At 58.7% G+C, this 23,443-nt stretch carries 17 protein-coding genes and 1 rRNA gene; 6 read left to right on the forward strand and 12 right to left on the reverse strand.

Annotated features, from left to right (window positions below; translation table 11 throughout):
- Positions 1-30 precede the first annotated feature (30 nt).
- The 6 genes from QN370_RS03270 to QN370_RS03295 all read right to left on the reverse strand — a co-directional run bounded on the left by QN370_RS03270 (position 31) and on the right by QN370_RS03295 (position 5,555).
- Positions 31-939, reverse strand: coding sequence for a formyltransferase (locus QN370_RS03270; RefSeq protein ID WP_322125703.1), 909 nt, complete (start codon positions 937-939; stop codon positions 31-33).
- On the reverse strand, positions 939-1,916 hold the full coding sequence (locus tag QN370_RS03275; RefSeq protein WP_322125704.1) for a glycosyltransferase: 978 nt from the start codon (positions 1,914-1,916) through the stop codon (positions 939-941). The genes QN370_RS03270 and QN370_RS03275 overlap by 1 nt, the downstream gene beginning before the upstream one ends.
- Positions 1,917-1,931: 15 nt before the next feature.
- Positions 1,932-3,065, reverse strand: coding sequence for a DegT/DnrJ/EryC1/StrS family aminotransferase (locus QN370_RS03280; RefSeq protein WP_416172096.1), 1,134 nt, complete (start codon positions 3,063-3,065; stop codon positions 1,932-1,934).
- A gap of 63 nt (positions 3,066-3,128) precedes the next feature.
- On the reverse strand, positions 3,129-3,500 hold the full coding sequence (locus QN370_RS03285; protein WP_322125865.1) for an EamA family transporter: 372 nt from the start codon (positions 3,498-3,500) through the stop codon (positions 3,129-3,131).
- Between the two features lie 13 nt (positions 3,501-3,513).
- Positions 3,514-5,172, reverse strand: coding sequence for a glycosyltransferase family 39 protein (locus QN370_RS03290; RefSeq protein WP_322125705.1), 1,659 nt, complete (start codon positions 5,170-5,172; stop codon positions 3,514-3,516).
- Positions 5,172-5,555 (reverse strand): Mth938-like domain-containing protein, encoded by a 384-nt coding sequence (locus tag QN370_RS03295; RefSeq protein ID WP_322125706.1) that lies wholly within the window; start codon positions 5,553-5,555, stop codon positions 5,172-5,174. The genes QN370_RS03290 and QN370_RS03295 overlap by 1 nt, the downstream gene beginning before the upstream one ends.
- Before the next feature lie 203 nt (positions 5,556-5,758).
- Between QN370_RS03295 and QN370_RS03300 the strand changes: the two genes are divergently transcribed.
- Entirely contained in the window at positions 5,759-6,988 is a 1,230-nt protein-coding gene (locus QN370_RS03300) for a pyridoxal phosphate-dependent aminotransferase (protein WP_322125707.1), read from the forward strand.
- A 45-nt stretch (positions 6,989-7,033) separates the two neighbouring features.
- On the forward strand, positions 7,034-8,344 hold the full coding sequence (locus tag QN370_RS03305) for a homoserine dehydrogenase (RefSeq protein ID WP_322125708.1): 1,311 nt from the start codon (positions 7,034-7,036) through the stop codon (positions 8,342-8,344).
- Between the two features lie 140 nt (positions 8,345-8,484).
- On the opposite strand, the gene dbpA is transcribed toward QN370_RS03305, so the two are convergent.
- The 3 genes from dbpA to QN370_RS03320 are packed head-to-tail and all read right to left on the reverse strand — an operon-like array spanning position 8,485 to position 12,616.
- A complete protein-coding gene (dbpA, locus tag QN370_RS03310) occupies positions 8,485-9,876 on the reverse strand; it encodes an ATP-dependent RNA helicase DbpA (RefSeq protein ID WP_322125709.1) in 1,392 nt (463 codons plus the stop codon).
- On the reverse strand, positions 9,876-10,355 hold the full coding sequence (locus QN370_RS03315; protein WP_322125710.1) for a DUF1854 domain-containing protein: 480 nt from the start codon (positions 10,353-10,355) through the stop codon (positions 9,876-9,878). Before QN370_RS03315 ends, dbpA begins: the two co-directional genes overlap by 1 nt.
- Positions 10,352-12,616 carry an ABC transporter transmembrane domain-containing protein gene (locus QN370_RS03320; RefSeq protein ID WP_322125711.1) on the reverse strand — a complete coding sequence of 755 codons (2,265 nt, stop codon included), beginning with the start codon at positions 12,614-12,616 and terminating at the stop codon, positions 10,352-10,354. The genes QN370_RS03315 and QN370_RS03320 overlap by 4 nt, the downstream gene beginning before the upstream one ends.
- 368 nt (positions 12,617-12,984) lie before the next feature.
- Between QN370_RS03320 and cphA (QN370_RS03325) the strand changes: the two genes are divergently transcribed.
- Positions 12,985-15,159, forward strand: coding sequence for a cyanophycin synthetase (gene cphA, locus QN370_RS03325; RefSeq protein WP_322125712.1), 2,175 nt, complete (start codon positions 12,985-12,987; stop codon positions 15,157-15,159).
- Positions 15,160-15,207: 48 nt separating this feature from the next.
- A complete protein-coding gene (gene cphA / locus QN370_RS03330; RefSeq protein WP_322125713.1) occupies positions 15,208-17,778 on the forward strand; it encodes a cyanophycin synthetase in 2,571 nt (856 codons plus the stop codon).
- A 4-nt stretch (positions 17,779-17,782) separates the two neighbouring features.
- On the opposite strand, the gene QN370_RS03335 is transcribed toward cphA (QN370_RS03330), so the two are convergent.
- The gene (locus QN370_RS03335; protein ID WP_416172097.1) at positions 17,783-18,949 is read right to left on the reverse strand and encodes a methyltransferase; all 1,167 of its coding nucleotides are present in this window, start codon (positions 18,947-18,949) and stop codon (positions 17,783-17,785) included.
- A 151-nt stretch (positions 18,950-19,100) separates the two neighbouring features.
- Here QN370_RS03335 and QN370_RS03340 point away from each other — a divergent pair, with 151 nt between their 5' ends.
- Positions 19,101-20,261: an SLC13 family permease gene (locus tag QN370_RS03340; protein WP_322125714.1), complete on the forward strand. Its 1,161-nt coding sequence runs from the start codon at positions 19,101-19,103 to the stop codon at positions 20,259-20,261.
- Between the two features lie 84 nt (positions 20,262-20,345).
- Here the strand turns inward: QN370_RS03340 and QN370_RS03345 are convergent, their stop codons facing one another.
- Both QN370_RS03345 and QN370_RS03350 read right to left on the reverse strand, forming a co-directional pair.
- Positions 20,346-22,334, reverse strand: a complete 1,989-nt coding sequence (locus QN370_RS03345; RefSeq protein ID WP_322125715.1) for a TonB-dependent receptor — start codon at positions 22,332-22,334, stop codon at positions 20,346-20,348.
- Positions 22,335-22,405: 71 nt separating this feature from the next.
- Complete coding sequence (locus tag QN370_RS03350; protein ID WP_322125716.1) at positions 22,406-22,756, reverse strand: hypothetical protein; 351 nt, start codon at positions 22,754-22,756, stop codon at positions 22,406-22,408.
- Between the two features lie 619 nt (positions 22,757-23,375).
- Here QN370_RS03350 and QN370_RS03355 point away from each other — a divergent pair.
- Positions 23,376-23,443: ribosomal RNA gene (locus tag QN370_RS03355) — 16S ribosomal RNA — on the forward strand; the annotation flags it as partial.

A 23,443-nucleotide genomic window follows, 5' to 3' on the forward strand; every position in this document is an offset into this window, starting at 1 on the left:
GCTTTCGTAGATATTATTTAATTCGATTATTCAGTGCGTCTCGCCGGACAGGTGTTGCTGCAATTGCGCCGGCGTGAGCGGGACGTCGTCGACCAGCAGTGTTGAAATTTCCAGTGCGCGAGCGTCGCCACAAATTCCCAGCATGCGATTATCCACTACCGCCAGCCCCGGCGGCAATCCGGCGAAGGTCTGCGTCGACAGCCGCGCCTTGCCGATCACACAGGTGACGCCATCGAGCATGGTCCAGGCACCCGGATAGGGCGGTGCTACGGCGCGATGCAGATTGTAGACTTGCTGCGCTGATTGCTGCCAGTCGATGCGGCCATCGGCGGGTGTGCGTCCGCCAAAATAACTGCCCTGCGCGATGTCGTTGGGCAGGCGCGGGATGCGACCGGCCAGCATTGCCGGCAGCACATCCCAGAGTGTTTTTTCGGCGGCGACGACGACCTTGCCGAACACTTCATACGCGGTATCGTCGGGCAGGATCGGGACGCTGGTCTGCGCGACGATGGCTCCCGCGTCCGGCTTGGCAGCCATCTCATGGAGCGTCGCGCCGGTGTGGTCTTCGCCATGCAGCACGGCCCAGTTGATCGGCACGCGGCCACGGTATTTTGGCAGCAGCGAGCCGTGCATGTTGAATGCGCCCGTGCGTGCCAGCGCCAGCAACGGCACCGGCAACATATGGCGGTAATAAAAACTGAAGATGAAATCCGGAGCGATGGCACGGACCTGTTCAAGCAGGGCAGGGCTGGCCGGATCATTCGGCATGGTCACCGGAATGCCGTGTTCGGCGCACAGCGCGGCGACCGATTCAAACCAGATGGTCTCGGCCGGATTGTCCTGATGCGTGACGACCAGTGCGATCTCGACGCCGCGTGCCAGCAAGACCTGCAGGCAGCGCACGCCGACATTGTGATAGGCAAAGACGACCGCGCGCATCAATGCCCCTGCTGCACGGAGACCACTTTGGCCGGGTGGTGATCAGGGCTTTCCTGCAAGATCGCCTGGATCACGTAACGCGGACGTCCGCGTACCTGTTCGTAAATGCGGCCAACATATTCACCGACCAGACCGATGCCAAACAGGATCACGCCGATCATGAAGAACACAATCGCGAACAGCGTAAAGACTCCCTCGACTTCGGCACCGAGGGCGAAGCGGCGCACCAGCAAGATCAGCACCAGCACTGCCGAGAGCATCGACAGGCCGATACCGAAGATCGAAAACATTTGCAGCGGCATCAGCGAGAATCCGGTGATCAGGTCGAAGTTCAGCCGGATCAGGCTGTAAAGCGAATACTTCGATTCGCCGGCCGAGCGTTCTTCGTGTTCGACGGTGATTTCCGTCGGACGGCGCGCAAACGTGTAGGCCAGTGCCGGCACGAAGGTATTGACTTCGTTGCACTGGTTGATCAGGTCGATGACGTTGCGGCCGTAGGCGCGCAGCATGTTGCCCTGGTCGGTCATCTGGATGCGCGTCAGTGTTTCGCGCAACCGGTTCATGGCGCGCGAGGCATAGGTGCGGAACGCCGAGTCCTGCCGGTCACGCCGGATCGAGCCGACATAGTCGAAGCCTTCGCGCATCTTGCTGACAAGGTTGCCGATTTCTTCGGGCGGATTTTGCAAGTCGGCGTCGAGCGTGACGGTGATCTCGCCACGAGTGGCCTGAAAGCCCGCCAGGATGGCCATGTGCTGGCCGTAATTGCCATTGAACAGGACAACGCGGGTGACGTCAGGACGCAAACGGAACTGGTCGGCGAGCAGTGCGGCCGAGGCGTCGCGGCTGCCATCGTTGACGAAGATGACTTCGTAGCTGTAGCCGAGCGCATCGAGAGCCGGATACAGGCGCGCAAATAATTTGGCGATGCCGGATTCTTCGTTGTAGATCGGGATAACGACGGACAGTTGTGGTTTCATCAGTGACGAGTAAGGTTAGAGAAGGACAGAGAATACGGCAGCGACAGCGCGTTCGACATCGCTCTCGTTCATCGTGGCAAACATCGGCAGGGAGACGATGCGCTGGCCAACCCGTTCGGCGACCGGGAACATGCCTTCGGCAAAGCCGCGAGCGCGGTACAGCGACAGCAAGTGGATAGCCGGATAGTGATAGCCGATGCCGATGTGCAGCGCCATCATCCGTTCCATGAAATCGGCGCGGGTGAGGCGTTCGGGCAGTACCAGCTGGAACATGTGCCAGTTTGAATTCTCGAAGTCGGCCACCGGCAACTGGGCTCCGGTGCGCGCTTCAAAGTCGCTGCCAAACAGCGTGAAGTAATGGCGTGCCAGACGACGGCGCGTCGCGGTGATCGTATCGATGTGGGCGAACTGGCCCAGACCAATGGTGGCTGCGATATCGGTCATGTTGAATTTGCCGCCGAGGACATCGACATCGAGGCCATCGAAACCGGTGCGGGTGACGCCTTGCAGCCGGTATTTTTCGGCCAGCCGAGCTTCGGCGGCATCGTTGACGACCAGGCATCCGCCTTCGGAAGTGGTGATGTTCTTGTTGGCCTGAAAGCTGAACGAGACGAAGTCGCCGAAGGCACCGATGCGCTGGCCGTTCCAGCTTGAAGCGATCGCTTGGGCAGCATCTTCGATCACGCGCAGATGGTGTTTTTTCGCGATCGCATACAGGCGGTCCATGTCGACCGGCAGACCGGACAGATAGACCGGAATGATCGCGCGGGTGCGCGGCGTGATGGCGGCTTCGACCAGATCGAGGTCGATGTTGCGGGTGACCGGATCGATATCGGCAAACACCGGCGTGGCACCGACTTCAAGGATCACGTTGGCAGTCGCAACCCACGAGATCGGCGTCGTGATGACTTCGTCGCCGGGACCGATGCCAGCGATGCGCAGCGCGATCTCCATCGTGCAGGTGCCGGAATTGAACGTGCGTACCAGTCGCCCGCCGAAGTAGGCCGAGAGTTGTGCTTCGAAGGCCTGGACTTTGGGTCCGCTGGTGAGCCAGCCTGAACGCAGCACATCGCCCACGGCGGCAATGGTGGCTTCATCAATGGTGGGCCTCGAAAAAGGCAGGAACGGCGGGGTCACGGGAGAGGTCATGGTATGCGAGTGCCTATAAAAACGGGTTGCGCCGGCAAGCCAGGCGCCAAGGTGAAACGACTACTACGAACGTGCCAGCAGGATCACGCCAACGATGATCACGCCGATGCCGAGGATTCGCTGCATTGACACCATCTCGCCGAGGAAATACCACGCCCCCACGGCATTGATGATGTAGCCCAGCGAGAGCATCGGATAGGCGATCGTCACATCCACGCGCGAGAGCCCGATAATCCAGACCAGCACCGACACCACATAACAGGTCAGGCCACCGAGTATAGGCAATTGCGTGGCCAGCTTGACGCCGGTCGGGAACCAGTTCTCGGCGGTCAGATGGATGGCACCGACCGCGTTGGTACCAGCCTTGAGCAGCAATTGCGCAATGGCATTGAGACAGATGCCGGTCAGGATAAAACCGAAGGTGGGAAGATTCATCATGCAGGGGCGATCAGGGCTGGGGCTGGTTGGAAACAATGACCCGGCGCGGATCGCTGGCGATGACACGCATCGGTACGTTTTTTTGCTTGAGGTCGCGATAGGTGTCAGGTTGCATGATCGCGATCTCGCGTGCGCTGGTGCCGTAGCGGCTGGTCCATTGCGCGATGAAGACGCTCAGTTCGGGAATCCACAATTCCGGTTGCTGGCTCAGGCCGAACTCCATTTCGTCAGGATGGGCGACCAGTGTCATCGTCCGCTCCAGATAGAACGGCAGCGCCTGCTCGTAACGGTTGACCAGATACATGTGCGTCTGCGGTGTCATCTCGGCGCTCACTGCCGGCACCAGGTCGATGCCTGCGGCAAAGCGTCCGAGCGGATCATGACCGAGCATCAGGCATTGGCCGGCCAGAAATCCGGCGATGGCGATTATCAGCACCGAGCGTTCGGTATGGCGGCGTGCCAGCAAGGCCAGCACCCCGCCGACGGCAGCGATGGCGGCGCCAGCGGCGACCCACGGCACATACGCGGTGTAGAGCGGTATCTCGAAAGCCGAGTCGGTCAGCTGCGGGATGCGGTGGGCCAGTGCCAGACCAATCAGTCCGATCAGGAGCAGGATGCCGCCGTTGATGGCCAGTACGCGTTGCGTGACGTGGCGCAAATAACAGCCAATCAGCAAGGCAATGGCCGGAAAGATCGGCAGAATGTAGGATGGCAATTTGGAACTCGACACGCTGAAAAAGAAAAAGATGAACGCAGCCCAGACCAGCAGCATTTTTTCAGGCTGGAAGCCGCTGCCGCGTTGGCGCACGCCTTGCCAGAGACCCTGCGCCAGCATGCCCAGCCACGGCACCATACCGAGTAGTAGCAGTGGCACGAAATAATAGAGAGGACCGGCGCGGTGATGGATCTTGCTGAAGAAACGCTGGAAGTGCTCGTGGATAAAAAAGAATTGCAGGAATTCCGGATTGTCGAGCGACACCAGCACAAACCACGGCGTCGTGATGACAAAAAAGACCACCAGGCCCCAGCCCGCATGCAACCGTTTCCAGATCATCCAGTCGCGCGACACAAAGGTGTAGATAAACAGCACGGCACCCGGCAAGACAACACCGATCAGTCCCTTCGACATCACCGCCAGCGCCATGCCGGCCCAGCACACCAGCATGCCGTTGCGTTGCTCGGCGCGCGAAGCGTCATTGTGCTGCGCCACCAGCAGGCCGCACAGCGCCAATGTCATCATTGCCGACAAGCCCATATCGAGCGTGTTGATGTGGCCCAGCATCGCCCACAGCAGACTCGAGGCAAGCACCAGCGCCGCATCGAAACCGACCCGGCCGCCAAATACTTTACGGCCGGTGCAAGCGACAGCGGCAATGCCGATCAGCCCGCACAGGCCAGTCCAGAAACGCGCTTGCCATTCACCGAGGCCGAACAGCTCGAAGGTCAGCGCCGTCACCCAGACTTGCAATGGCGGCTTTTCAAAATACTTGATGCCGTTCAGGCGGGTCGTGACCCAGTCACCGGTGGCCACCATTTCGCGCGCCATTTCGGCGTAGCGACCTTCATCGGTCGGCACCAGGATGCGCGCGTCGAGCGCATAAAACCAGATGATGCAAAACAGCAGCGCAAGGGTCCAGACAAACGCACGGGACTTGTACAGATCGGTCATCAGTGGGCAGGCGCTTCAAAAATCAGTGCCAGCGCCACCTTGCGGCCTTCTGCCATCAGGATATTGTAGGTGCGGCAGGCGGCCTTGTTATCCATGCATTCGACACCGATGCGGCGCTCGGTCAGCGACGCACTCAGGCGCGGATGAATAAAACGCTGATGTAATCCGGTGCCAAGGATGACGACATCCGGCTGCAGCGAATTGATGTGATCAAAGTGTTCGGTCGTGAGCGCCTCGAAGGCCGACACCGGCCAGTCGATGGGTGCCATTTCGGGCATAACCAGCAAGCTGGTCGTGTGGTGACTCATGTTGATATCGACGCCATCGGCATCGTACGAAGTCACGGTCTGATATTGCTGGGTGGTAGTGTGGTGAAGCTTCATGCGGTGCAGCCCCGGCGGAAGGTTAACGTTCGGAGGGTGCATTGTAGCGGCAGTCGTGGCATAAATGTGCCGCTGTGTGCTTGCCGCTGCACCCAATGTCCGGATAGTCCGGTGTTAAGGATTGATAAATGACGGCGCATTCGGCAAAATAGCTTTTTTTCGCAATGCAACAAACACTGTCACCCGTTGAAGGAACCGTTATCGTGCGACCGATTCAGAAATCCAGAAAACTGGCAGACGTCTGTTATGACATCCGTGGTCCCGTGCTGGAAAAAGCCAAGCAGATGGAAGACGAAGGCCACAAGATCATCAAGCTCAACATCGGCAATCTGGCCGTGTTCGGTTTCGATGCCCCCGATGAAATCGTGCAGGACATGATTCGCAACATGCAGAACGCGTCGGGCTATACCGATTCCAAAGGCTTGTTCGCGCCGCGCAAGGCGATCATGCACTACACGCAGCAAAAGAACATCGCCGGCGTGACCATCGAGGATGTGTACCTGGGTAATGGCGCGTCCGAGCTGATCGTCATGAGCATGAATGCGCTACTCAATACCGGCGACGAAGTGCTGGTGCCAGCGCCGGATTATCCGCTGTGGACGGCAGCGGTCAGCCTGTCGGGCGGCAATCCGGTGCATTACATCTGCGACGAGCAGGCCGGCTGGTTTCCCGATATCGAAGACATCAAGCGCAAGATCAACGCCAACACCCGCGCCATCGTCGTCATCAATCCGAACAATCCTACCGGTGCGCTGTATCCCGACGCGCTGCTGCTGCAGATCGTCGAGCTGGCACGCCAGCATCAGTTGATCATTTTTGCCGACGAGATTTACGACAAGGTGCTCTACGACGGTGCCACGCATACGTCACTGGCCTCGCTGGCTGACGACGTGCTGTTCATCACCTTCAACGGTCTGTCGAAAAACTATCGTTCCTGCGGCTACCGTGCCGGCTGGATGGTCGTCTCGGGCCAGAAAAAACATGCCCGCGATTACATTGAGGGCCTCAACATGCTGACCTCGATGCGCCTGTGCGCGAACGCGCCGGGGCAGTATGCGATCCAGACTGCGCTGGGCGGTTACCAGAGCATCAACGACCTGGTCGGTCCGGGCGGGCGCTTGCTGCGCCAGCGCGATCTGGCGCACAAGTTGCTGACAGCCATACCGGGCGTGACCTGCGTCAAGCCGAAGTCGGCGCTGTACATGTTCCCGCGTCTTGATCCGGCAATGTATCCGATTGCCAATGATCAGGATTTTGCTTACCAGTTGCTGGCCGAGGAGCGTGTACTGATCGTACAGGGCACCGGTTTCAACTGCCCGACGCCCGACCATTTCCGGGTCGTTTTTCTACCCAATACCGATGACCTGACGGACGCGATGGGACGCATTGCGCGTTTCCTCGACGGCTATCGAAAAAGCCACGGCACTTCCTAATCCAACAAGGCCGGCGATGGCGCCGGCAGCACCATGAGCACAATTATGAAATCCATCAAAGTAGGTTTGCTTGGCATCGGCACCGTCGGTGCCGGCACTTTCAATGTTCTCAAGCGCAATGCCGAAGAAATTAGCCGGCGTGCCGGTCGCCGCATCGAAATCACGATGGTGGCCGACCTCAATGTCGAGCGCGCCCGCGCGATGACCAACAATGAATGTGAAGTCGTCGACGATGCCAGCCTGATCGTCAACCATCCCGAGATTGACATCGTCATCGAGCTGATCGGCGGCTACGGTATTGCCAAAAGCCTGGTCCTGCAAGCCATCGCCAACGGCAAGCATGTGGTGACCGCCAACAAGGCCTTGCTGGCGCTGCATGGCAACGAGATCTTCAAGGCGGCGCAGGAAAAAGGTGTCATCGTCGCGTTTGAAGCGGCCGTCGCCGGCGGCATTCCGATCATCAAGTCACTGCGTGAAGGCCTCACGGCCAACCGTATCCAGTGGATCGCCGGCATCATCAACGGCACCACCAATTTCATCCTCTCCGAGATGCGCGAGAAGGGCATCGACTTCAATACCGCGCTGCTCGAAGCCCAGCAGCTCGGCTATGCCGAAGCCGACCCGACCTTCGACATCGAAGGCATCGACGCGGCGCACAAGGTCACGCTGATGGCGTCGATCGCGTTCGGTATTCCGGTGCAGTTCGACAAGGCCCACGTCGAAGGCATCACGCATTTGCAGGCGATCGACATCAGCTACGCCGAACAGCTCGGCTACCGGATCAAGCTGCTGGGCATCACCAAGCGCACGCCGCTGGGTATCGAGTTACGCGTCCACCCGACGCTGATCCCGGCCAAGCGTCTGATCGCCAATGTCGAAGGTGCGATGAATGCGGTGGTGGTGCAGGGCGATGCGGTCGGTGCGACGCTGTATTACGGCAAGGGTGCCGGTGCCGAACCAACTGCTTCGGCTGTCATCGCCGACCTGGTCGACATCACGCGCCTGTTCACGGCCGAGCCGGGCCATCGGGTACCGCATCTGGCGTTCCAGCCAGATGCGATGACCGACACGCCGATCCTGCCGATGTCCGAGATCACGACCAGCTATTACCTGCGCATGCATGTGGCCGACAAGCTTGGCGTACTCGCGGCGGTCACGCGCATCCTGGCCGATTCGGACATCTCGATCGACGCGATGCTGCAAAAAGAACCGGCCGAAGGCGAGACCCAGACCGACATCATCATGCTGACGCACCAGACCCAGGAGAAGTGCGTCGATGTCGCCATCGCCCGGATCGAGGCGCTGGCGACGGTGATCGGGAAAGTGACGCGGATACGGCTGGAGGAGCTGGAGTAACTGCCGCACCGTCAGGTCGACGGCGGCCACGTCTGCGCTGTCGGCGATTTGACGTGGTTATTGCACCCGACGATTATTTGGGCTGTTTCGTTCGCGTGGAGTCGATCTCGTCGTGCCACGCGACTGACTTGCCGACAAACTCAAATAAATCGCATCTTGAAATTGCGCCCCTTGATATTGCCGCTTTCAAGTTTGGCAAACGCCTTTTTCGCAATGCGCCGGTCCAGCGCCACGTAGGTCATGAATTCAAACACATTGATCTTGCCGACCTGTTCCTTGGTCAGCCCGGCGTCGCCGGTCAGCGCACCCAGCAGATCGCCCGGGCGTAGCTTGTCTTTTTTGCCGCCCATGATCAACAGCGTCACCATCGGTGCTTCCAGTGCCGGGCCGGGGGCGACTTCGAGGTCGGCCAGGTCGAACCAGCTGACCGGTCCGTGCTGGTAGTCCTCGATCAGTTTTACCCACTTCTTTTCATTCGGGGCGCACAGGCTGAGCGCCAGTCCGCGTGCCGCGCCGCGACCAGTTCGACCAACCCGGTGGATATGCACTTCGGTATCTTTCGAGACATCGACATTGATCACCATTTCGAGACTCTGGATATCGAGTCCGCGCGCCGCCACGTCAGTAGCGACCAGTACCGAACAGCTGCCGTTGGCAAACAGCACCAGGATTTCGTCGCGCTCGCGCTGTTCGAGTTCACCGTACAAGGCCATCGCACTGAAACCTTGCGCCCGCAATTCATCGGCGAGTTCGCGGCAATGGATCTTGGTATTGCAGAAGGCTAGCGCCGAGGCCGGTTTGTAATTGTTGAGCAGGCGGCCGACGGCATCATTGCGGTCGTCGTAGCCGACTTCATAAAAACGCTGCTCGATGCGGTTGTCATCATGCTGTGCCTCTACCGTAATTTCGGTCGGGTCGCGCAGGAACGGCGCACTCGATTTGCGGATGTCGTCCGGATAGGTGGCTGAAAAAAGCAGCGTCTGGCGCCGCGCCGGACAGGCCGAGACGATGCCGGAAATTTCTTCGTAAAAGCCCATGTCGACCATGCGGTCGGCTTCGTCGAGCACCAGCGTCTGCACGGTTGACAGGTCGATGCTGCCGCGCCCGATGTGGTCGCGCAGTCGGCCTGGCGTGCCGACGATGATATGCGCGCCATGTTCGAGCGAAGCAATTTGCGGGCGCATCGGTGCACCGCCGCACAAGGTCAGGATTTTGGTGTTGTCGGCAAAACGGGCCAGTCGGCGCAATTCGTTCGAGACCTGATCGGCCAGTTCGCGGGTCGGGCAAATGACCAGCGCCTGAATCGCAAACCAGGTCGGATTGAGACGTTGCAAAATGCCGATGCCAAACGCAGCGGTCTTGCCGCTACCGGTCTTGGCTTGCGCGATCAGGTCGCGCCGGTCGAGGATCACCGGCAGGCTCTTGGCCTGGATTGGCGTCATTTCGTGATAGCCGAGCGAGTCGAGATTGGCCAGCATCGATGGCGAGAGCGCCAGCGTGGAAAAAGAATTGGAAGTGGAAGCAGCAGTCATTACAGGAACCGATCAAGAATTTTGCGCGACAGCTTGTCCATCGTGTGCATGTCGCGAATAAGGAAATGGATGCCGTGGCTATCGGAGATCAGCAGCGATGCAGCATCGACGCGGCGGATATCTTCTTCGCCGCGCAACACAAAACGGGTCGCGCCGCGATCAGTCTCAACCGACCAGGTGCACGGCGTGGCATAGCTGCTCACTTCGAGGATGGCGCTGATTTCGGGCATGAATTCGCGTCCGCTCAGTTCGTCTTCGACGAGGGTGCGGATCGCTGCTGGCAGCGTATCGAGCCGGTCGATCCAGCCGACTTCGCGGCCATCGGTGCTGACCAGTGCGATGCCGTCGTCGGGGGCCTGGATCGGGAAGGCCCGCACTGGCGCGACGCCTTCATGCGTCTGACCGGCGGCATCGACGAGCACCAGCTTGCCGAATGCATTGCGACTCAGGCTGAAGGTGGTTGGCAAGGGTTCATTCATGCGGCTTCTCCCATCGTGTTGGCGGCATTGCGCGCTTGTGCTTCATAGAGCCGGAAATACGCACCTTCGCGCGCCATCAAGTCATCGTGACTGCCGACCTCGACGACTTCGCCGCGATCAAGCACCACCAGCCGGTCGGCTTTGTGCAGCGTCGATAACCGGTGGGCGATGGCGATCGTGGTGCGGCCATGAACCAGATTGTCGAGCGCCTTCTGGATTTCTTTTTCGGTTTCGGAGTCGACCGATGAGGTGGCTTCGTCGAGGATCAGAATGCGCGGATTGATCAGCAGTGCACGGGCAATCGAGATGCGCTGGCGTTCGCCACCGGACAAGCCCTGGCCGCGTTCGCCGACCATCGAATCGTAGCCTTGCGGCAGCCGCAGGATAAATTCGTGAGCATGCGCGGCGCGGGCCGCAGCGATGATGTCAGCGCGGCTGGCATCCGGTTTGCCATACGCGATGTTGTCGCTGATGGTGCCGAAGAACAGGAATGGCTCTTGCAGGACCAGTCCGATATTGCGTCTGAAATCAGCGACCGCATACGAGCGGATGTCGATGCCGTCGACCAGAATGGCGCCTTCGGTGACATCGTAAAAACGGCAGATCAAATTGACCAGCGTGCTCTTGCCGGAACCGCTGTGGCCGACCAGTCCGATCATTTCGCCCGGCTTGATGCTCAGGTTGATGTTGCGGTTGACCGAGCGATTGCCGTAGCGAAAACCGACATCGCGCAAGTCGATGCTGCCTTCAACGCGGCCGACCTTGACCGGATTGGCTGGCTCGGGAACGCTCGATACATGATCGAGGATGTCGAAGATGCGCTTGGCGGCCGAGGCCGATTTCTGGGTGACCGAGACGATGCGGCTCATCGAATCCAGTCGGCCATAAAAGCGGCTGATGTAAGCGATGAAGGCGGTCAGCACGCCGACCGTGATTTCGCCACGCGAGACTTGCCAGATGCCGAAGCCCCACACCACCAGCAAACCCATTTCGGTCAGCAGCGACACCGTCGGTGAAAACAGCGACCAGATTTTATTGAGTCGGTCGTTGACGGCCAGGTTGTGCTTGTTGGCTTCCTTGAAGCGGTTTGCTTCGCGCTGCTCTTGCGCAAAGGCCTTGACCACGCGGATGCCGGGAATGGTATCGGCCAGCACGTTGGTTACCTCGGACCAGACCCGGTCAATTTTTTCAAAGCCGGTGCGCAGGCGGTCGCGCACGATATGAATCATCCATGCAATGAAAGGCAGCGGCAGCAGCGTCACGAGTGCCAGCCACGGGTTGATCGAAAACAGGATCGCTGCGGTCATGATGATCATCAGCACATCGGTGGCGAAGTCGAGCAGGTGCAGCGACAGGAACACGCAGATGCGGTCGCTTTCGCTGCCGATGCGCGACATCAGGTCGCCGGTGCGTTTGCCACCGAAATATTCCAGCGACAGGCGCAGCAGATGGTCATAGGTCGAGGTGCGCAGGTCGGCACCGATGCGCTCCGACACCAGTGCCAGCACGTAGGTTTTGGCCCAGCTGAGCGCCCACGCAACAAGGGCTGAACCGAATAATCCCAGCAGGTAGATGGTCACCAGTTTCTGGTCGATCTGCTGGCCGTTCTGGTACGGAATCAGCACGTTGTCCATCAGCGGAATGGTCAGGTAGGGCGGGATCATGTGGGCCGCCGTTCCGAGTAGTGTCAAAATAAAACCGAGCAGTAGCTGGCCGCGATAAGGCTTGGCAAAGCGCCAGAGCCGGAACAGTGTCCAGGTCGATGGCGGGGTGTGGATGACTTTCGTGCAGATCGGGCAGACGTCCTGGTCCGGTTCCAGCGGTGCCTTGCAGCTCGGACAGACGCTCAGGTCCTCGATATCAACGGCGACACCGCTGACATGGCTGTCGCGCTGCGCCGCGAACTGGTCGATGAGCCGCATTGCCAGCAAATTCTGACCAAGGGTAAAACGCCAGCTGGCCAGCCGGCCCGTTTCGTCGGCAATGTCGAGGTGACCCACGCCGGCGTGATCGTGGTGAATCAGGTGCAGGCCGGCATGAAAGCGCCAGTGGCGCCAGTCGGATTCGCCGGGTGCGCGGGCGAGCACGCGCTGGTCGGTGACTACCACTAGTCCCTTGGCAAAACGCAGGCGGGCATCGAGATCGACTTCGACTGCCGCCACCATCACTTCGCCCGGTAGTAATTGGGCCAGTGTCTCCGTGCGCCATGCAGCCGGAATATCCTGGTGGGGTGTGTCGATCAGTGAAGCAACTGTGTTCATCGTGCGGAAACTCCGGGTCGGAAAGGCAGCGCAATGACGCCGGCCTCCCCGAAAAAAGGATGGAATGGTCAGGCAAAAGCCGACCGAAATTTATCTTGGTAGCAATAAAATGCCCGTTTTCCCGTTTGTTACGGGTTACGACGCCACTTATTTGCGGTATTCTGTCGCGGGCGATAATCTGATGGAAACTTGACCAATCAGACGGAGAACAATGCGGCTGGCAGTATACCGCAATGAATTCCTGATTTGCCCATGCCGGTGGCAGCATTTGACTGCGCCGTCTAACCAAGCGAAAAATGTGCGTTGCGTCCGACGCATCCGGTGTAGTTTTCGCTGACCGCAGCGCACTGGCAACCTGACCAAGACAGATGACCCAAAAGAAAGATATTGAAGTGCTTCGCGTGACGCATTTGCGCGGACCTAGCATTTGGACCTACCGACCGTGTATTGAAGTCTGGGTCGACATCGGTGCGCTGGAAGATTTTCCTTCCAACCTGATTCCGGGGTTGTACGAGCGGCTCAGCACCTTGTTGCCGGGACTGATAGAGCATCGCTGCGGCGTGGGTGTGCGTGGTGGGTTTCTGCAGCGCTTGCGCGACGGCACCTATGCGGCGCACATACTGGAGCATGTTGTTCTCGAGCTGCAAACGCTGGCGGGCATGCAAACCGGTTTTGGCAAGGCGCGCGAAACATCGCAGCGCGGAATTTACAAGGTCGCTTTCCGAACCCGCGAAGAACAGGTTGGCCGTGCCGCGCTGGCGGCCGGACGCGACCTGGTGATGGCGCTCATCGAAGACCGTCCGTACGATTTGCCGGCCACGCTGGCAGTATTGAGCGACATGGTCGACACCCGTTGCCTCGGACCGAGCACCGCTCACATTGTCGATGCGGCCACTGCGCGTCAGATTCCGTCGTCGCGTCTGACCGATGGCAATCTGGTCCAGCTGGGTTACGGCATTCACCAGCGACGGATCTGGACGGCAGAGACTGATCAGACCAGTGCCGTGGCGGAAAGCATTTCCCGCGACAAGGATCTGACCAAGGTGTTGTTGAGTGCGTGTGGCGTGCCGGTTCCGGAAGGCCGCATGGTCAACAGTGCTGCTGAAGCGTGGGAAGCCGCCGAAGAAATCGGCTTGCCGGTGGCAATAAAGCCTTATGACGGCAATCACGGACGTGGCGTGTCGCTCGACCTGGATAATCAGGCCGTGGTCGAAGCAGCCTATGAACTGGCGTACCAGGCCAACGGCGGTACGGTCATTGTTGAACAATTCATTCCCGGGAACGAACATCGGCTGCTGGTAGTCGGCGGCAAAGTCGTCGCCGCTGCGGCGGGCGAAGCGGCCTGGGTGATTGGCGATGGCCGTGGCACGATCGTCGAACTGGTCAACGAGCAACTCAACGCCGATCCCCGACGTGGCGAAACCGAGGAGTTCCCGCTCAACACAATCAAGCCGGACACCAGTGCAGAAATACTCCTCGAACTGGAACGTCAGGGATTGACTCCGTTCGACGTGCTTGCGCAAGGGCAGCGGGCACTGATCCAGCGTAACGGTAATGTGGCCTTTGACGTCACCGACAAGGTGCACCCGGAAGTGGCCGAGATGGCCGCACTGGCTGCGCGTATTGTCGGTCTGGACGTGGCCGGTATCGATCTGGTAGCGCAGGATATTTCCCGACCGCTATCGTCGCAGCGTGGCGCAATCATTGAAGTCAATGCCGGGCCGGGCTTGCTGTCGCACTTGAAGCCAGCCAGTGGCATGCCGCGCGATGTCGGTGCGGCGATTGTTAATCACTTGTTTGCACCGCAAGACAGTGGCCGGATACCGCTCGTCGGTATCGCCGGCACCAAGGGTACGACGCTGATCGCACGTCTGGTGGCATGGATTATTCAGATCAGCGGCAAGAATGTTGGCCTCGCTTGTGCCGAGGGCTTGTATCTGGACAGCCGGAAAATCGTCAAGGCCGGTAGTGTCAACTGGGAAGCCGGCCAGCGCTTGTTGATCAATCGTTCGGTGGAAGCTGCGGTGTTTGAAAACTCGGCCCGTGCGATCCTGTCCGAAGGACTGGCTTACGATCGATGCGCTGTCGGTGTCGTGACCGACCTCGATGGTCATGCAGAACTCGGCGAGTTTTACATCACTGAACCTGATCAGATGAGCGCGATATTACGTACCCAGGTTGATGTCATTCTGCCTGGCGGCGCGGCCGTCCTGAATGCCGGCGACCCGCGCGTGGTCGATATGGCACCGCTGTGCGATGGCGAAGTGGTCTTCTACGGTCTGAGTCCGGAATTGGCGACAATTATTTCTCATAAGAAATCTGGCGGACGCGTCATCTTTTTGCGTGATGGAAACGTTGTACTTTCCGTCGGGTCCGAAGAAATGGCTTTGTTGTCATTGTCATCACTTAAAGCGCGCAAGGCGGCACAACCGGAAGTGATTCTTGCGGCAGTCGCCGCGGCATGGGCACTGGGTATCAGCCCTGAACTCATCGGTGGTGGCTTGAGAACGTTTGAATCGAATCCCCACCAGACCAACTACTGAGATTGACGCCTCGACGTCAGCCTTAATCAAGGACAGGAAATCTGCTTTATGGAAGTTTCAAGAATCCGGGCTTTACGCGGTCCGAATCTCTGGAGTCAGCACACCGCGATCCAGGCGATCGTCGTGTGTAACGAGCAAGAGTGCTCGATTGATGCTTTGCCTGATTTTGAAGTGCGCCTGCGCGCGCTGTTTCCGGCCATGGATCAGTTACAGCCGAGCGGCCATCAGGACGAAGTCGTGCTGGCCCGTGTGCTCGAACTGGCAGCGCTGGGTTTGCAGGCCCAGGCCGGTTGTCCCGTGACTTTCAGTCGTACTACACAGACACTGGAGCCTGGCACTTACCAGGTCGTGGTCGAATACAGCGAAGAAGCGGTCGGCCGATTGGCGATGACGCTGGCCCAGGCACTGTGCGAAGCGGCACTCAAGGACACCGATTTTGATCTCGCCGATGCGCTCCATCAGTTGCGCGAGCTCGATGAAACTTTCCGTCTGGGACCAAGCACCGGCGCGATTGTCGAAGCTGCCGTTGCCCGCAATATTCCTTTCCGTCGTCTCACTGATGGAAGTCTTGTCTTGTTTGGCTGGGGTAGTCGCCAGCGTCGCATTCAGGCCGCCGAGATGGATACCACCAGTGCGATTGCCGAATCGATTGCTCAGGACAAGGATCTCACCAAAAAATTATTAAGTGCCGCTGGCGTTCCCGTGCCAAACGGACGCGCGGTCCGTGATGTCGATGATGCATGGGCTGCCGCACTTGAAATCGGCCTGCCTGTTGTCGTCAAGCCGCTCGATGGCAATCAGGGTAAGGGCGTCACGGTCAATGTTACAAGCCGCGAGCAGCTCGCTGCCGCGTACGCAACGGCGACGGAGTTTCGTGATGCGATTCTGGTCGAGCGCTACTTGCCCGGTAACGATTTTCGCTTGCTGGTGGTGGGCGACAAACTCGTCGCTGCAGCGCGCCGCGATCCACCGCAGGTCGTCGGTGACGGGCTGATGTCCGTCCGCCAGCTGGTCGACCAGGTCAATCTGGATCCGCGTCGCGGTTCAGGACATGCGACCTCGCTGACCAAAATTCGCTTCGATGACATTGCGTTGGCCAGTCTCGCCAAACAAGGCTATGACGCCGAATCCGTACCGCCAAAAGGCCGGCGCGTGGTCTTGCGTAACAACGCCAACTTGTCGACCGGTGGTTCGGCCACCGATGTCACCGACGATGTCCATCCCGAATTTGCCGCGCGCGCGATCGCTGCTGCGCGTATGGTCGGACTCGATATTTGCGGCGTCGATATCGTCTGCGATAACGTTCTGAAACCGATGGAAGAGCAGGGCGGTGGTGTGGTTGAAGTCAATGCCGCACCTGGCTTGCGGATGCATTTGTCGCCGTCCTTCGGCAAGGGCCGTCCGGTTGGCGATGCCATCATTGCAGAGATGTTCAAGCGCGGTGACGATGGCCGAATTCCGGTCGTGGCTGTTACCGGCACCAACGGCAAAACCACCACCGTTCGTCTGATTGCCCACTTGATGGCGCAGAGCGGTTTGCGCGTCGGCATGACCAATACCGACGGTGTCTACATTCAAGGCCGGCGCATTGATAGCGGTGACTGTAGTGGTCCCCGCAGCGCCCGCAATGTGCTGTTGCATCCCGATGTCGATGCCGCCGTGTTTGAAACGGCCCGCGGTGGCGTGCTGCGTGAAGGACTGGCGTTCGATCGCTGTCAGGTGGCGGTGGTGACCAATATCGGTACCGGCGACCATCTTGGTCTGAACTACATCACTACGGTTGAAGACCTGGCCGTTCTCAAACGCGTGATTGTCCAGAATGTGGCCAGCACCGGGGTTGCCGTTCTGAACGCGACAGATCCGATCGTCGCCCGCATGGCAGGTAATTGCACGGGTTCGGTGACGTTCTTCGGTAGCGATCGCCGTCACCCGGTGATGGCCACGCATCGGGCCCAGGGACGCCGTGTTGTCTTCATCGACAATGACATGCTGGTGGCGGCCGAAGGCGAGATCGAACACCGGATCGCGTTATCCCAGATCCCGATCACACACGGCGGCTCCATCGGCTTTCAAGTCGAGAACGTGATGGCGTCGGTGGCTGCCGGTTGGGGTGTCGGTCTGGACTGGGACGTCATGCGTGCCGGTCTGAAATCATTTGCCAACGACAGCGACAATGCGCCTGGACGTTTCAATGTGTTCGCGTACCGTGGCGCGACACTCATTGCGGACTATGGCCACAATCCCGATGCCATCCTGGCGCTGGTGCAGGCGGTTGAATGCATGCCGTCGAAACGCCGCTCGGTCGTCATTAGTGGTGCTGGCGACCGGCGCGATGAAGACATTCGTCAGCAAACCGAAATCCTGGGGGCGGCATTTGATGACGTCTTGTTGTATCAGGATCAGTGCCAGCGCGGGCGTGCCGATGGCGAGGTCGTGGCGCTGCTGCGAGCTGGCCTGGCGGGAGCGGCGCGCACTACCGTCATTGATGAAATCCAGGGTGAATTTGTCGCGATCGACAAAGCCCTTGAACGTCTCGCCCCGGGAGACCTGTGCCTGATTCTGGTGGATCAGGTCGAGGAATCGCTAGCACACATTGCGGGCTTGATCGCCCGCGGTTGAGATATTAGACGGTGCCGGCCTTGCTGGCACCGAGTCGCCACAGCGAGGTGAGTTCGGCACTGCGGGCGGCATGCAGTGGGTCGCTCGCGTCGCTCGCACGCGGGTGAATCGGCCGGACGTCCTTGCGTCCGAGTACGGTCAGTCCTGCTGCTGCTATCCATTCCAGCAATTCGGATCGTGAACGCAAACCCAGGTGCTCGGCCAGATCCGACAGGATCAGCCAACCTTCTCCATTGACTTCAAGATGCGCCGTCAGTCCAGCCAGGAAACCGCGCAGCATGCGGCTGTCCGGATCGTACATCGCATATTCGATGGGCGAGCTGGGCCGGGCCGGAAGCCACGGTGGATTGCAGACGATCAGGTCGGCACGGCCAGGTGGAAACAGGTCGGCGCGGATCACGTCGATCGTCGCATCCAGACCGAGGCGGGTGATGTTTTCCTGCGCACAGGCCAGGGCACGCGAGTCCTGGTCGGTGCCGATGACATGCTGCATGCCGCGCTGTGCCAGTACTGCCGCGAGCACGCCGGTTCCGGTGCCGATGTCGAAGGCCATTTTTTTCGAGGGTAACGGCGTCTCCGCAACCAGCCCGACATATTCGCCGCGTACCGGAGCGAAGACGCCGTAGTGCGGATGGATCCGGTTGTCCAGCGCGGCAATTTCCACTCCGGATTTGCGCCATTCGTGCGCGCCGATCAGTCCCAGCAATTCCCGCAGCGATACCACATAGGGTTCCCTGGCGATGCCATAGGCTTCGTTGCATGCTGCTTGAACATCGGGTGCCCGGCGCAGCGGCAGCGTGTGGTCACTGTCGAATGGCATCAGTAGCATGGCCAATGTGCGGGCGCGCTGGGACTGTGCCTGACGATGAAAATTGAAGGCCTCGAGCGGGGTGTTGGCGGTCTTGTGCGTTTTCCGGTCACACCGACGCGCCATGGCCTGCAGCAGTTGACGGGCATTCTGGAAGTCGCCACGCCACAGCATGGCGGTACCTTCACAGGCCAGTCGGTAGGCGGCATCGGCGTTCGTGCGGTCATCGGCGATGACCACACGTCGGGGGCTGGGCATGCCACTTTCGGAACGCCACTGTGCCGAGCAGGGCAGGTCGTTTTCTATCCAGTGGAGTAAGGCAGGATCAGAAGCCAATTGCGTGGCGGGGATGGGTGTTGGCATTGCGGATCACGATCAGAAAAAAGAAAGGCAGGAAGCACCAAGCCCGCATTTTATGCCAGCCCATTCCTGCGCGGTAAAGCATGCGCACATTATGACAAGGAGCGTGGCTCAGGTATGCTTCGCAAAATTTACCATCGTATCAAGGAGCGGCATGGCCAGCACGGATCAATCGACAGACGGAAAGCAGGGACTGGCGCGATTCGGTCTGGTTGGTGCTGGCGTGAAAAATCTCTTCAAGGATGGATTTTTTCTGCTCTTGCTGGCAGTGCTGGTGGTGCTCAGTGTCTGGTCGCCCGATCTGATTGCCAGTTATCCGGCGCTGGTTGACTGGCCTACGATTGCCGCCCTGACCGGCTTGCTGGCACTGACAAAGGGACTGGAGCTCAGTGGCGCACTGGACCACGCCGGGCGCTGGCTCACTGCACGCATGACCAGCGAGCGTGCGGTCGCACTCTGTCTCGTGATGACGGCTGCATTGTTGTCGATGGTGCTGACCAATGATGTGGCTTTGTTCGTCGTGGTTCCGCTGACGCTTGGCGTCTGTCGGCTCACCGGCATGCCGCTTAGCCGGCTCGTGATTCTTGAAGCGCTGGCGGTCAATGCCGGTTCAGCACTGACACCGATTGGTAATCCGCAAAATCTCTTTTTATGGCAACTTTCGGGCGTGTCCTTCATCGAGTTCGTACTGCAGATGTTGCCGTTGGTCGTGATGCTGATGGCGTTGTTGCTGATGCTGACATGGGCATTATTTCGCAGCCACCCGATCAAACCGGGTCAAGCTGGGCAGGTTGCGCCGCTCGATAGTCGCTTGTTCTGGTGCTCGCTGGTGTTGTATGCGCCGTTCTTGCTGCTGACCGATCTGCGTCACGCCGAACTGGCGGCGATGATTGTGCTACTGGTTTATCTGCTGTTGCGTCGCGCCGTGTTGACGCGTATCGATTGGGGTTTGCTGCTGGTATTCGTGCTGATGTTTATCGACCTGCGTTTGCTATCGGGGCTGGCCATCGTTCGGGATGCGATGCAGTCGCTTGGACTGGAGCAACCGCGTCATGTGTATCTGGCGGCGATCGCTGCGTCACAGTTGATCAGCAATGTTCCTGCCGCGATTGCGCTGGTCGACTATTCTCGCGACTGGCGCGTCATTGCCTATGGTGTCAATGTAGGTGGTTTCGGTTTGGTGATCGGCTCAATGGCCAATCTGATTGCGTTGCGGATGTGCGGCGAGCGCAAGGCATGGCTGGAATTTCACTGGTACGCGATACCATTTCTGGGTGTCGCGATGGCGCTGGGCTATGTGCTTCTATTTAGCTAGCCACAACGCGGGTCGGCGTGTGCCACATCATTGTGACGGGAGGGCTCTGAAAAAGACGCCAGTTCCCGTCACAAATAGTCCGGCTTAGAACTGCGTCCGCAAGCCCACGATCAGGTTGCGACCAGGTAGCGGTGCCACCTCTTTCAGGATAGAGGTTGACAGACGGATGTCCTGGTTGAGCAGATTTTTGACATTGGCAAACCAGGTGACATCACTGTCGCCGACCTTCCAGGTGTACGACAAATTGGCATCGAGCAGCGTGTAGGCAGGCGTGTCGGTCGTTTCAAACGTGGCGAGCCGGTTCTGCGATTGCGCACGGATCACCGACGCACCGCTGCGCCACGCACCGGTTTTGTAACCGATATCGGCACCGAAGCGGGACGCTGGTTGCAGTGGCAGACTGCCGGCCTCATCAAGTGACCCGCGCGATGTGTCGGCGAAGGCGCGCAAGGAGACGCCGTTACCGTGGGCGTTATAGGTGATTTCGGCCTCTGCCCCGCGAATCGTTGCCGCAGCCTGACTGAAGATGCGCTCCTTCAATGTGCCGCCCGGATTGCCTTCGTCGTTGACCAGATTGCCAGCAATCTGACCATAGACAAAATTCTTTGCTTTGGTCTGGAATACATTTGTTTTCCAGCGGATCAATCCGGTATTTTTTTGCAGTGTCAGCTCGATGTTGCGCGAGGACTCTTTGGCAAAGTTGGGGTTGCCGATGTCAAAGGTGGCTGTCGAATCATGCGGGCCGGCGGAGTACAACTCGTCTGCGGTGGGTGCACGTTGGGCGATCGAACCTGTTGCGCCGGCACCGTATCCAGGCAGGAAGGTCCACAATCCACCGAGTGCGTAAGAAGCCAGGTCGAAACTGCGTGCAATATTGCTGACCGGCGCGCGCTTGACTGACTCAAGGCGCAGACCTGCATTCATGCGCACTGGTCCGAATTCGCGTTCTTCCACCAGAAATGCGGCAGTCGATGTCGAGCGCGTGACCGGCACCGTATCGGGACCGCCGCTGCCCGCATTCAATGCTGAAAAATTAGTGTTGTCGGTCTGGACCCCGAACGTGCCATGGAATCCGGCAATCGGTGCGTGCGTCAACTCCGCCCGGGTTTCCAGTGCGCGGTTGGCGAAGTTGGTCTGGGGGACATTCGCCAGGTTGAGCTCACTGTGTTTGTAATCGGTGTAGCCCATTTTGAACTTGAAGCTGTCGAACCCGGAAAACGGTGCGTTGACCAATGTATCGATGTCGTAGCGACGTTGTTTCTGATCGATTTGCGCACCTTCGAGCGTAGGAATTCCGTACAGATTGCTTACCTCTGCAGCGGATATCCCGACATGTCCCCAGCTTTGGATATAAGAAGCGCCAACACCAACACTGTTCTGCCGTGCAAATGACAAGGGCAAGGTGCCGATGGCACTTGTCGAATCCCCCTGAAGACGGTTGCCGGGAATGCTGTAATCGTTGGCGTTGCGCACGCTACCGTCGACGTGCAGTCCAATCGGTCCGACGGCGGCGTCGGCCGAGACCGACGCATTTTTTGCCTGGTCAACCGTGCCGTAGCGAACTTCGGCTTGTCCTGTGGGTACGGTTGCCAATGTGGTCGGGATCCGTTCGTTGACAACATTGACCAGTCCGCCAATTGCGCCGGACCCGTACAGTAACGCTGCCGGCCCGCGCAGGATTTCAATTTGTTTGGCAGTAGGTCCATCGGTGGCGACGGCATGGTCATTCGATAGTCCTGAGACATCCGACACGGCCATGCCGTTTTGCAGGATTTTTACTCTGGAACCGTCGAGGCCCCGAATGATGGGCCTTGACGCTCCGGCTCCAAACGCGGATGTGGATACGCCGAGTTCGCCGGAAAGGGTGTCACCCAAGGACCCTCCAAGTTTGTCGCGTAGTTCGTCACCGGCGAGGACTTTGGCTGGAGACAATATCTGATCTCCATCATTGGAAGAAAAAGGACTTGCGGTGACGACGACCGACTGGATTTTTGGCTCGGTAGTTTGGGCGTAGGAAAGTGTGGCAAGTGCAGACAAAACTGCGCCTGCCAATAAAGTGCGTTGAGCGTGCATGGTGATTCCTGAATGGATGGCTTAAAAGCGTGCTCGATAAGGGCATTGGCCCGTCGACACGCAAAATTTGCTCAGTAAGACAAATCAGGAATCGGTGGTGCGCGGGAGTGGAAGTGTGCGGTGAACGGAGTAGATCTTGAAGCGAAGGCGATCCACAGTGCGAGTGCATGCAGGTTAGGCAAGACCGGTATCGCTACCGAGGCGGTACAGATTCCGGCGGACAGTGTTGCGGCATCAAAGGCGGCGCAAGAGTGACTTGAGTCACCCAGGTGAGCGACCAGTTGAAAGATAAAAGACGTGTCCGCCGACAGGCTGGCGCTCGCGGTCGTCACCCCGTTATGCTCTACCCTGTGCATTTGCCCTAGCCACTGCGCAAATAACAAGGCCACTACCAGCGCGGTAATGGTCTTGAAATTGGTCATTCTTGCGTTCAGTGGGCGGAGGGATCGTGTTGACGACATGATTCCAAGTTGTGTGTAATTTTTGATGAGTGAGGTTAGCATAGACCTACCACGTTGTTTTGCGCCACCTCATGTTATTGCTCGAGAACGCAGTATTTCAAAATCACCCTGTCGAATTTTTCCCAGATCGTGTCGCTTGTTCTCATCTTGCAAATTGGGTCGGCAATAAGTTTTGCCGGGTGTTTTGGAGCATGGGTGCGCGGCTTGGCGAATCAACTAAATTATTTACCCGGAAAGCTTGCAAGCGAGGTTGGTAATGGCTATAGTTCGCCTCCTGCTTCGGCGACATCGAAGCGCAGACAAACAAAACGCTTTGTCAGCAGCGCGAAACACGGCACGGTCGGTGAAGTTAATCGAAGTGCAGTTCGGAGTGCAGGAAGTTCTTTAACAATTAACAGTTGATAAGTGTGGGCACTTGGTGGAAGTGCACTGTAGTGACTTAGGTTGCTACGGAGTCTTTACATATAGCAAGTGCTCACGAAGAAATATAGGAAAGATCGCAAGATTGATCCTGTCAGTATTTTGAGTGAGCGACCGGTCAGCAATGACCATGTCAGAGATGACATAAAACACAGAGATTAAACTGAAGAGTTTGATCCTGGCTCAGATTGAACGCTGGCGGCATGCCTTACACATGCAAGTCGAACG

It is taken from the genome of Actimicrobium sp. CCI2.3 (genome assembly GCF_035019065.1).
Lineage (GTDB): Bacteria > Pseudomonadota > Gammaproteobacteria > Burkholderiales > Burkholderiaceae_D > Actimicrobium.